The organism is Sodalinema sp., assembly GCF_046483825.1.
GTDB lineage: Bacteria > Cyanobacteriota > Cyanobacteriia > Cyanobacteriales > Geitlerinemataceae > Sodalinema.
Map to the genome: position 1 here is coordinate 1 of NZ_JAWOCL010000040.1, position 10904 is coordinate 10904.

Here is a 10904-nt window from a genome sequence, read left to right on the forward strand (position 1 = left end):
GGGAGGGGAGGTGCCATGACACGAGGAGGGGAGAGGAGGGGAGAGGAGGGAAATCTAAATTAGGCAAGAAATAGCTGCTGATTGTTATCAGTTATTCGGGGTTAAGTATTGTTGAATCATGGCGACGAGTTGTTTGAGTCGAACGGGCTTACTTAAATAATCCGTTGCTCCGGCGGCTAGACAGCGATCGCGATCGCCTTCCATGGCCAAAGCCGTCAGAGCAATAATGGGAGTGGAGAGAAACTGAGACATGGCGCGAATGCGTTGTGTCGCCTCTAAGCCGTCCATTCCCGGCATTTGGATATCCATTAAAATTAGATTCGGGGATAGAGCCAGAGTCTGATCAATGGCCTCCTGACCATTTTTGGCCAGCTCCAAACGATAGCCTTTAGCGGTTAAATAACTCGACATGGTGTTGATATTGGCCTCTTGATCTTCGACTAACAAAATTAAAGGAGACTCGGTTGATGTCTGCTCAATTGAGTTAGAGGGTTTGCTTGGATGAGAGGTTGAGGTATTGGGAAGTCTGACACTCGCCTGATAGGGTAAATCGAGCGTGAAACAACTGCCAACTCCTACCTCACTGGTGACTCCCACCTCACCGCCATGTAACTCAACAATGCGTTTTGTCAACGCTAACCCTAAGCCAGTCCCTTCATATTGGCGATTGAGGGCGCTATCAATTTGTATAAAGGGTTGAAACAGTTTTTTGATATTGGTGGGGGTAATGCCAATTCCCGTATCGATGACGGAAAAGCGGAGATAGCGGCGGTCTTCGGCTTCAGAACCGGGAGTCGTTAATGTGACTTGTAGGGTAATATGTCCCCCTTCGGGCGTAAATTTAACGGCATTATTGAGCAAATTAACTAAGACTTGGCGAATTCGTCGTTCATCGAGGACAATATCCGGCAGATTGGCGGGGATATCGACGGTCAGTTGAATCTGCTTCTTGAGAGCTTGCTGTTTGACAAACGTGAGACTTGATTGACACAGGGGTGCGATCGCCGTGGGAGAACAGTCTAAGTCCACCTGGCCCGACTCAATTTTGGCCACATCCAATACATCATTAATCAACGCCAACAGATGAGATCCACTCCCATCGATGGTTTCTAGGGCTTTTTCTTGTCGGGGAGTCACGGGGCCAAAGATCTCATCTTGCAACGCTTCGGTCATTCCCAGAATTGCGTTGAGGGGGGTGCGTAGTTCATGACTCATGTTGGCCAGAAACTCATCCTTGAGGCGAGTGGCGCGGATGAGTTCCTCGTTGCGTTGAGTAAGCTGTTGTTGGGCCTGTTGACGTTCGCTGAGTTCCTGTTGCAACTGCTCAAATAGGTGGGATTGCTGAATGGCGATCGCCAACTGGAGTGAAAATTGCTGCGCCAAATCAAGATCCGACTGTTGCCAAGAGCGAGGGCCATCACATTGATGAATGCACAATAGTCCCCATAAGGTATCTTGACAGAGAATCGGCATCACCACGTTAGCCCGTACCTGAAACTGACATAATAGCCGGATATCAGGGTCTTTAACGGTACTGCTCTCAATATCCTCAGCGAGATTGTACCGTCCCTGAGCGTAGAGACGGGCATCGTTTTCCCCAAAACCATAATCTTGGAGATGAACTCCGAGCAAGGAAGGAAAACGATTCGTCAGCGACTCGGCCACAAACTCACCCTCATGGCGACTAGAGTTAGAATGAAACTTAAAGATTGCCACCCGACTTGCGTTGAGACAATTGTTAATCTCTCGACAGGCGGTGTCAAAAATGGTGGGTAAATCCAGGGATTGACTGATGCGTTGATTGGTCTCTCGCAAGAGCCGTTCTCGTTGCGCTTGCTGCTCAATGGTTTGTTCGGCTTTTTTGCGATCGCTAATATCGGTATGAGTGCCGATAAACCGCAGGGGCTGTCCCTCAGCATCCCGGTCTACAATGCGCCCTTGGGCTAAAATCCAGCGATAGGAACCATCTTTACAACGCACACGATGTTCATTACAGTATAGCTCCGTTTGCCCTTGAATATGTCGCTCTACGTCCTCGTGAATTTTGCCTAAATCGTCAGGATGAATCCGATTTTCCCACTCCGTCAACTTGTTCTCAATCTCATGCTCCTCATAACCCAGCATGGATTTCCATGGTTTATTAAACCACATGGTCCCGGCCTGCATATTCCAGTCCCAGAGTCCTGTATTGGCCGAGTCGAGAGCTAGTTCTAAGCGCAGTTTACTTTCTTGCAGAGCCTGTTCTGCTTTGGTGCGTTCCTGAAGTGCCGCTTTCTGGGCGCTAATATCCACCACTACACAAACGCAACTCTCATCGGTTTGAGATAACATTGCTACCCCAATTAACACAAACACCAAATGTCCATCGTGATGCCGATACGCCTTTTCAAAGGGGTGAATAAATCCCGATTGGCGTAGATGTTCAATCACCTGCAAATCCTGTTCTCGATAGTCAGGGGGGGTGATTTCTGACCAGTTCATTAAACCCGCCTCGACTTGGGCGCGGCTATAGCCCAACATCTCTAAAAAGCGATCATTCGCCTCGATGATGTCTCCGGCAAAATTGGTAAACATCATCCCCACTACGTTGGAGTCAAATACACGCCGAAAACGAGTTTCACTGGCTTGTAAAGCGGCTTGAGCTTGGCGGATGTCGGTGATATCTAAATTCACCCCAATCATGCTGCTTGGCTGACCGGCTTCATCCCGAACCACTAACCCAGAGGCTTTAATATAGTGGAGGCTGCCATCGGGATGCAGGACGCGAAATTCCGTGTTATAGTCGGCTCCCCCTACAACGGCTTTCTGGAGGAGGTCTTCGGCGGCTTGGCGATCGTCGGGATGAACGCCATTAGCCCAAACTTCGTAAGTGACTACGGATTCTGGGTTCGACGACTCTAACGAATCATTAACCCCGTAGAGAGCATACATCTGCCCATCCCAAGTAATTTGATTTTGGCGAATATCCCAATCCCAAAAGCCGATGTTTCCCGAAGATAAGGCAATTTTGAGCCGTTGGGAGAGTTGGAAAATTTCCGCCTCGGCTTGTTGGCGTTTGGTCATATCCCGGGCGACCCAAATCACCTGGCGATCGCTCATGGGAGAAATACTGGCTTCAAAATAGATGCTACGATGCTCCAGGTCGATTTGATACTCAAATGACACCGTTTTTCCCGTGGTTAAGGCTTCCACAATCGGCGATTGACTGCGGGATTTTGATTCTTCTTGAAATAGAAAATCGAGAGTTTGATTGAGAATCTCGGTGGCTTGGGGGTCGAGCATTTGGTGGCGGGTGGGCATCACTCGCACTTCATCGCGATCGGGGGCAATGATTAAAATGAGATCCCCCATGGCTTCAAAGACGCTGCGTAACTCGGTTTCACTGCTGCGTAGTTTTTCCTCAAAGGCGGCGCGATCGCGAATATCCCGGAATATCCCTTGGACAATATGGGTCTGGCCCACTTTAATCAGGCTTCCTGAGATATCAACGGGAATCTCTGAGCCATCGGCCTTGAGAATCCGGGTATCTAAGACCCAAAGCTGTTTTTGCTCAAAAATCCGCTCAAAATCCTTGAGAATGCGGTCTAATTCCTCGGGGGGATGGAGTTGGCTGAAATGTAGGGGCGATCGCTCTGTTCCCTCTCCGTTGAACTCCTCGCGGGAGTAGCCAAATAACTCTTCGGCGGCGCGGTTGACTTCGAGGAGGTAGCCATCGGGGCTGGCTAGGAGAATGGCATCACTCGCGCCTTCCATGAGGCCACGATAGCGGGCTTCGCGAGCTTGTAACTCGGCGGTGCGTTGCTCGACTCGGCTTTCAAGTTCGCTATTTAAAGATGCTAGGGCCAGTTGCGCGGTTTGGCGCTGGTTAATCTCGTTCTGGAGTTGTTGATGTTGGGTGGCTTGTTTGAGGGCGATCGCCAATTGGATCGAGAGGGCCTGCAAGAGTTCGATTTCCCCGGTTTGCCAATCTCGGGGCTGATCTCGGTGACTGGTGATCATCAACCCCCAGAGGCGCTCATCGACGACAATCGGCACCATCAGCTTAGCCCGAATATCAAAGCTCAATAACAGCTCCTGATGGCACAGGGTCATGGACTCATCATAAATGTCTCGCACCACCCGCACGCGACCTTGGCGATAGGGTTCGAGCCACTCTGGCGTCACACAGGGGTCATTGGCTTCACTGTGCAACACGGACCGACCGCCAGCAATAATCGATTCGGCAATGACGACACCGTTCAAATTGTCTTCAAGTTGGTAGATAATGACGCGATCGCAGCTCAACACCTGCCGCACTTCATCCACGGCGGTCTGGAGAATGGTGGCTAAGTCTAGGGAATTGCGAATGGTTGTGGAAATATGCAGCAGCAGGCGATCGCGCTGGGCTTGAGATTGAATCCTCTGGGTTTGTGTCGCCACCTCGACTTGCAGTTCCCGGTTACGAGATTCCAGCAGCGCCAGTTTTTCGGCTTCTAAGCGGTTGACCTGCTGTTTGAGGTTTTCTGCCAAATAATAGAGTTCAATGGGGTTAAACGCCCGTAGAAGGGTAGTTTGGGTGACAAGTCCCACTAGCTCCCCCTCATCTGAGGTGACCACCACCCGCCGAATCCGCCGTTCCTCCATCTGTTGCTGGGCGGCCCAGAGGCTGTCATCGGCGTGAACGGTAAACAGGGGAGAACTCATCACCGCTTGGGCGCGGGTTTCGGTGAGACTCCCTCCGACCGCTTGAAATTGCACAATATCCCGCTCGGTGATAATGCCCACCGGACGCTCTCTGGCGGTATCGGGGGGATGGTGGGGCTGGGACAGAACCACGCAACTGATGCGGTTTTGCGCCAATAATTGAGCGATGTCTAGGAGGGGGCGATCGGCTGGTGCGGTAATGACATGGCGGGTCATCACTTCCCCCACCAACCGCAATCGCATCAAATCTACGGGACGGGTCAGTTTTTGCAGGCTTTCGTAGCCAATCAGACCAATGAGGCGCTCTTGGTCATCGACAATGGGCAAATGGCGCAAACGATGCTGTTGTAAAACGCTGAGAGTGTTAAAGATATCCGTTAACTCTGACTCTTTCAGGGTCACGACGGGCTGAGTCATGACCGAACGCACCGGGAGATGATCAAACAGTTGGTTTTGGGCGCTCAAACGAACAATATCCCGTTCGGTGAGAATACCAACAATCTGATCGGTGTTCACCACAACCACAACGCAACTCGAAGACGCGGGGCGATCGCCGTGGCGGTCTAAGTCTGAGGCTCCTGAATCGGGAAAACCGCTCATGGCGGCGATCGCCTCGCCGACGGTCGCATCAGGAGCGATCACCAGGGGATGAGGCAGAATCGCCGCTCTTAACTCAGGGGCCGCCAAATCGTCATTACCATAGGAACTAGACATAGGAACGCGCTAATCGGGAGATATCTAACTACAGCATAATAGAAAACTCTTGAAATTACTTCTCAATTAGCGAGTTTCAAGTCTCAATACTTGGCTTAGGTCTGCAAACAAACGTCGAGGGGGACATCTTGTCACCGCTCTGTTGGACATTTTAAGCTTAATGGTCACTGACAGGTTCCGCTGCTGAATCGTCCGGTTGAACGGGCAACGGCCAGTCCGTGACAGCTATAAAAATCATAACCCCAATTAGACAGGCGACAGGGGGAAACGGCTCCTACACAACATCTCTTTCGCTCGGTGAATCTCCCCAGCCATTGGTTGCGAAGTCTCCCTTAATCTCGCGTCTTGATGTTAATATTTATGACAATCAGGGCAGTTTTTCGTAAACGATTGGCAATTTTCCTGAGAGATAGATTAAGGTTCCAGAAGTCCCGTCATCATCAGACCTGAACGCGGCCCATTTGCTCATGACTGTCTGCGACGACTCACCTCAAGCCGTTATGCGGTGGTCAAGTGGTCTTCCGGCGTTCTTTAAACAGGTTCTTTAAACAGGTTCTTTAAACAGGTTCTTTAAACAACAGTGTTCCCCAATTCTATTGGCGTTATGTCTGGATATACTGCTACCACATTTGCTCCTGTTCAGGGATTCATCGAAAAATCCCGTAAACTGCGCGATCTCTACGGTGCGTCTTTAATTCTCTCCTACCTCAGCCGACAAATTACCAACGCAGCGGAAGCACAGAGCGAGTCAATTTCGGTGATTTGTCCTGGCGACCCTAAGACCACAAAAGGACTTCCGAACCGTATCTTAATTAAAGGGATCTTACCCGAAGATATCATTCGTAAAGCCCTATTTGATGGTTGGAGTCTTTTGTTAAAAGACTGTCAAGATTGGGTTGAGGAAAAACTTGGCGATTATGACTATCACTGGGAGCGAGAATGGACGCTTTGGCGACACCACAGTTGGGAAATTTTCTGGGGTTGGGGCGAGAGCATTTCTGAGGCGATGTATGACTTGGAACGACGAAAACTGGGGCGAGATTGGAGTGCAGTCAATTGGATTGGTGAAAGTTCGAGTTTATCGGGAACTGATGCGATCGCCTGGAACGAACTCGGTTCAATTCGCCGCAATCCCAAGTTTTTACGCTACAGAGAAGAACACGACACCATCGCTCACTTTTACCAGCAACTTGCAGCGGTTTTGGAAGGAAAAAGACGCGACGAAATCCCAGAAGGAAAATTCCTAGACGCTTCAGAACGGGTCAGTATTCCCGAACTGGTCAAACGGTTGGTCACTCATCCTCAAATTGCTGCAAAAATCGGCGACGACTTCCCCAGACTAGAGCGAAATTTCTCCGATGTTATCCGACATCCGAACCCGGACACCCAAACCCCCGGACGCTGGACGGGTTGGTTTATGGGGGATGGCGATAAAGTCGGCGACCATCTCAAGCAATTGGGAGATGGGGAAAATGCCGATCGCACCTTGAAAGACTTTAGCGAGGAAATGCGACATTGGGGCAAACAATTCGAGCAAAATTTTCCTAAATCGCTCGGTCGTGTTATTTATGCGGGTGGGGATGATTTCCTCGGGGTCGTGTACGATAGAACGACTGATTTAACCGGGAACGCCTTACATGAGGCGACCCAAACCTTAAAGGTCAATTCCTGGAATTGGCTGCAACACCTTCCGGAAAAATGGCAAGAACATGGTCAAAAGATTGGTCTGAGTGTTGGCTTTGTTTGGGCGGGTCATAGCGTCCCACAACGGGATATTTTACAGCATTGTCGGGAAGCGGAGAGACGCTCTAAGAACCTCGGACGCGATCGCCTCACTCTGCGCGTGGTCTTTAATAGCGGCCAGTTTGTGCAATGGACTTGTCCTTGGTCCTATCTCTCGATTCTTGACTGCTATTGCGATCGCGATGGTGGACAAAATTGGGGACATTTGTATAACGACATGGCGCAACTGAAAGCACGACATGCGATCGCCACCAGTTCCCGTTCAGACGACTTCGATTCAGATGAGTGGGAGGATGAACGGTCAGGTCATGGCGATGTGGCGATCGCGATCGCCCTGGCTAACATTTATTTTAAGCCAACGTGCGCTCCCTTCACCCACCTTGAACCCGGAAAATTAGGCGATTACCTCTTCCAAGAACTCTTTGAAACCAACCCACCCCCTCACTGGACTCAAAATCGCGTACAGCAAGCCTTCATCAACTGGTTTGACGAACTGGTGTCCATCGGTTGGCATTTCCGTCGTTAAATTAACCCGATTAAATTAACCTGCTTAAATTGACCTGATTTCCCCCTCTATCCCTCAATTATGTTTCGCTATCTCATCACCATTCAACCCCTGGGTTTCCTCTACGCCAGCGCCGGTGGCTTTCTCTCCCCAGAAAACCTCGTTGGACGCGCTCAAACTAAATTTCCTCCCGATGCTTACACCCTTTCTGGACTCATCTTTAGCGCCAATAAATCCCAAAAATTTACCAGTCAAGAGGAGTTGAGCGAAAATCTTTTTGTCGCCGGTCCATTTTGGGCAAACCTAGATGAATTTAAAGCCTCCCAAGAGTTTTACGTGCCGCTCCCTTCGACAAAGATGATTGGCAACGCCGAGGTCAACACCTGGGAACTGCACGACAACGGCTGGCAACAGTCGAACCCCGATTCTGAGATGATACCCGCATTTAAATGGCAAAAACTATCCGCCTGGAACCAAGATTCCCAGACCTTATTACAACAAAATGCCGTCGCCAAAGAGCCTTGGAAATATCTCTCCATGCTTCATCCTCGCTTGAAAGCCAACGAACGATGTGTGCGCGACAAAGACGGCTTATTTCTCGAAAACGCCGTCCAACTCGATGACAACGCCTGTCTTCTGTACCTCTCCACCGTTCCCTTGGAAGCGGGATGGTATCGCTTTGGCGGCGAAAACCATCTCGTCGAAATCGAATCTCACGAACTCAAGGATAGCCATCCCCTGGTCTCCCTGCTACAACAACCCATCCGCCGCAGTTTCGCTCTCCTCACCCCAGGAGTTTGGGGGTCGAATCGTCTCTCTCACCGCTACTCCCAACATCCCGATTTCCCCAAACCGCGATGGTTACTCACCGCCAAAGCCGTTCCCTTTCGCTTTCGCGCCGGTGGACGCAGCAAAGCGGACGGAAGCCGGGACACGGGACGCTTAGGACGAGGACGCTACGCTGTCAAAGCCGGCGCTGTGTACATCTTCGATGACCCTCTCAACCAGACCTGGTGGGAGAGTCCCGAAGCCTGGTATCCCAAGGAAGGATATAGCCTCAAGCACATCGGTTGTGGCCTTGGCCTCCCTCTCAATGTTACTGGTTTGTAGTCCTTTCAACGATTATTGCAGTACCCCTTCAAACACGACTTCACATAACACTAATGTATCAAAAAGCTTACGGAATTATCGAAACCCTGTCTCCCCTCCACGTTGGCGCCACCGCTGGAGAGGAAAGCGGTAATCTCAATTTGATTTTTCGTGACCCCTTCACTCAAACTGGGATTATCCCCGGAAGTTCCCTGCGCGGTCGCTTTCGCGCGGAAATGCGCTTTCAGGACGGCCAAGATGAACAGTACTGGTATGGACATGAAGCCGAACCGGGAGTCCCCGACAGTACCACGGAATCTCGGGTGAAGTTTGAGTATGCGTCCATCGTCTGGCTTCCGGTGTTTTGTCCCGGTCAACCGGTGGTTTGGGTCAGTTGTCCACGTCTGTTGCAACGCTATAAACGCATTACGGGAATAAGTGCGGAATTACCAGACCTTTACACCGCCTCTGACAGCCTCAACGCGCTACAGATTGATGGTCAGTACAAGCTGTTTTTCAACTTTGGTTTTCTCAAACTCGGTGCGAAAGACAATTTGCAGGATTGGTTTCCAGATCGAAAGGAACGTCCGGCGGTCATCGTGGCGGACGATGAAATCGGGATGATTCATGATATGGCTCTTTATCGTCAAAGTCGGGTCAAACTTTGCGATGAGGAAAAAAAGGTGGAGGGGGGTCAATTTTTTAATACGGAAGCGTTACCTGAAAGCACAATTATGGTCTTTCCGGTGGCGTTACGGCGGGAGGAGGAGTTACGAGACTGGCCGCCGTTTGGGGATAACACCATCAATGAAGATGAGATGTATTTGGGTGGGTTGGAGTCGATTGGCTTCGGTCACTGTTGGGTCAGGCTTCATCGTCAATTGCCCCAAACTTAATGCTGTTCACGTTTGAATCGACAGATCTTAAAATCATGGCTAAACCGAAAGATAAAAAGAACAAGAAGAAAATGTCTCAGGCGACGTCCACGACGAATCAGTCCCCGGAGGTTGGCTGGGAAACCTATTCCCTTGATCGCTACGCTCACGATTTGGTGTTTCAACGGAAAGAGTTGGATAATGAGATTCTCAATCAAGTGCATAAAATGCGTAGTACTGTTGCGTTTGGCTTAGAACGATTTTGGGGGGAACAGCATCGCTTGGATGGCGACAAAGCGGCATACTGGCGAGCGATGTGGCACACCTTAGCGACGATTCTTCAAGATGCAGGAATTGCCCTACCCAACGATGCCACTAATCTCTGGGAGTTCGACCAAGACCATCGCAAAATTGCCCTTGCTATCCTAACCCAACTTTGCGATTGTGCTATTTGGTGGACGCAACGCTACAAATCCTAATTCCCCCATTTATTCTCAGGGTTGGCAATTTTTGTGGGGTCTTTAGAATATAGGCTGTAATTTATTGCCGGGGAGACAAAATTGTAGAGGAACCCACCCCTAGCCCCTCCCAGGAGGGGATTTTTCGCCCCTACAGCAACAGATATAATCCGCCATATTTTTGGCGGATTACACTGAACCCAGAAGACCCTTTTTATCCGTCTCCATTCTAGGATCTCCAAATTTTATCCTTTATCCTTTAACGTCACTATGAATGCTGACCGAGTTCCCCTAGCCTTTCGCGCCCAAATTGAAGGACGCTCTCAAGTTCAACGCATTAATCCCGACCTAAAAGGAGACGATGCCGCCCATAATCAAGCCTATATTTGGGTGAAAGAGTGGTTGCGGGGCGCATTACAAGACGCTCCTGAGTTCCCGGAAGGGGTCAAAACCAAGGAGTATCAAATTAGCTGGCGCTTTGTCACCAATAGCGGCCAGGATGATAGCATTATTCGCCCGGTAATTAGTGGTACGGGTTGCCCGTTTTATCCCGGTTCGAGTATGAAAGGGGCCTTTCGGCGCGCCTGTAAGCAGGTGTTTCCCCAGCGCATTCTCCAGTATTGCGGTGGTGAGGTGGTGGTTGATGGAACACGACAGACTCAACCGGGGATTCTTCGTTTTCATGGGGCCTATCCTGTTAATCATTGGAAAGATAAAAGCGACCTTGTCGATTTGGTTCACCCCCAGAAAAATTGGCAGGTGGAGGAACAGGCGGCCCACAGTGCCTTTTTTATGATGTCGCTGTTTCACCCGACGTTACGATTCGGGATTTCGAGT

General features: G+C 50.2%; 5 protein-coding genes and 1 pseudogene. 5 read left to right on the forward strand and 1 reads right to left on the reverse strand.

Annotated features, from left to right (window positions below):
• Positions 1-87: 87 nt before the first annotated feature.
• Positions 88-5397, reverse strand: coding sequence for a PAS domain S-box protein (locus R6U67_RS02535; RefSeq protein ID WP_410251095.1), 5310 nt, complete (start codon positions 5395-5397; stop codon positions 88-90).
• Positions 5398-6001: 604 nt separating this feature from the next.
• Between R6U67_RS02535 and R6U67_RS02540 the strand changes: the two genes are divergently transcribed.
• The 5 genes and pseudogenes from R6U67_RS02540 to R6U67_RS02560 form a co-directional block, all read left to right on the forward strand.
• The gene (locus R6U67_RS02540; protein WP_410251096.1) at positions 6002-7666 is read left to right on the forward strand and encodes a Cas10/Cmr2 second palm domain-containing protein; all 1665 of its coding nucleotides are present in this window, start codon (positions 6002-6004) and stop codon (positions 7664-7666) included.
• A 60-nt stretch (positions 7667-7726) separates the two neighbouring features.
• Positions 7727-8755, forward strand: coding sequence for a CRISPR-associated protein (locus tag R6U67_RS02545; protein WP_410251097.1), 1029 nt, complete (start codon positions 7727-7729; stop codon positions 8753-8755).
• 53 nt (positions 8756-8808) lie between these two features.
• Positions 8809-9630, forward strand: a complete 822-nt coding sequence (locus R6U67_RS02550; protein WP_410251098.1) for an RAMP superfamily CRISPR-associated protein — start codon at positions 8809-8811, stop codon at positions 9628-9630.
• Between the two features lie 35 nt (positions 9631-9665).
• Positions 9666-10088 carry a hypothetical protein gene (locus R6U67_RS02555; RefSeq protein ID WP_410251099.1) on the forward strand — a complete coding sequence of 141 codons (423 nt, stop codon included), beginning with the start codon at positions 9666-9668 and terminating at the stop codon, positions 10086-10088.
• A gap of 249 nt (positions 10089-10337) precedes the next feature.
• A pseudogene (locus R6U67_RS02560) lies at positions 10338-10904 on the forward strand (hypothetical protein); the annotation flags it as partial.

What these genes read in the sequence shown, in the direction of transcription:
- R6U67_RS02535 (WP_410251095.1), bottom strand. Translation starts at nt 5,397, where the DNA reads ATGTCTAGTTCCTATGGTAATGACGATTTGGCGGCCCCTGAGTTAAGA.
- R6U67_RS02540 (WP_410251096.1), top strand. Translation starts at nt 6,002, where the DNA reads ATGTCTGGATATACTGCTACCACATTTGCTCCTGTTCAGGGATTCATC.
- R6U67_RS02545 (WP_410251097.1), top strand. Translation starts at nt 7,727, where the DNA reads ATGTTTCGCTATCTCATCACCATTCAACCCCTGGGTTTCCTCTACGCC.
- R6U67_RS02550 (WP_410251098.1), top strand. Translation starts at nt 8,809, where the DNA reads ATGTATCAAAAAGCTTACGGAATTATCGAAACCCTGTCTCCCCTCCAC.
- R6U67_RS02555 (WP_410251099.1), top strand. Translation starts at nt 9,666, where the DNA reads ATGGCTAAACCGAAAGATAAAAAGAACAAGAAGAAAATGTCTCAGGCG.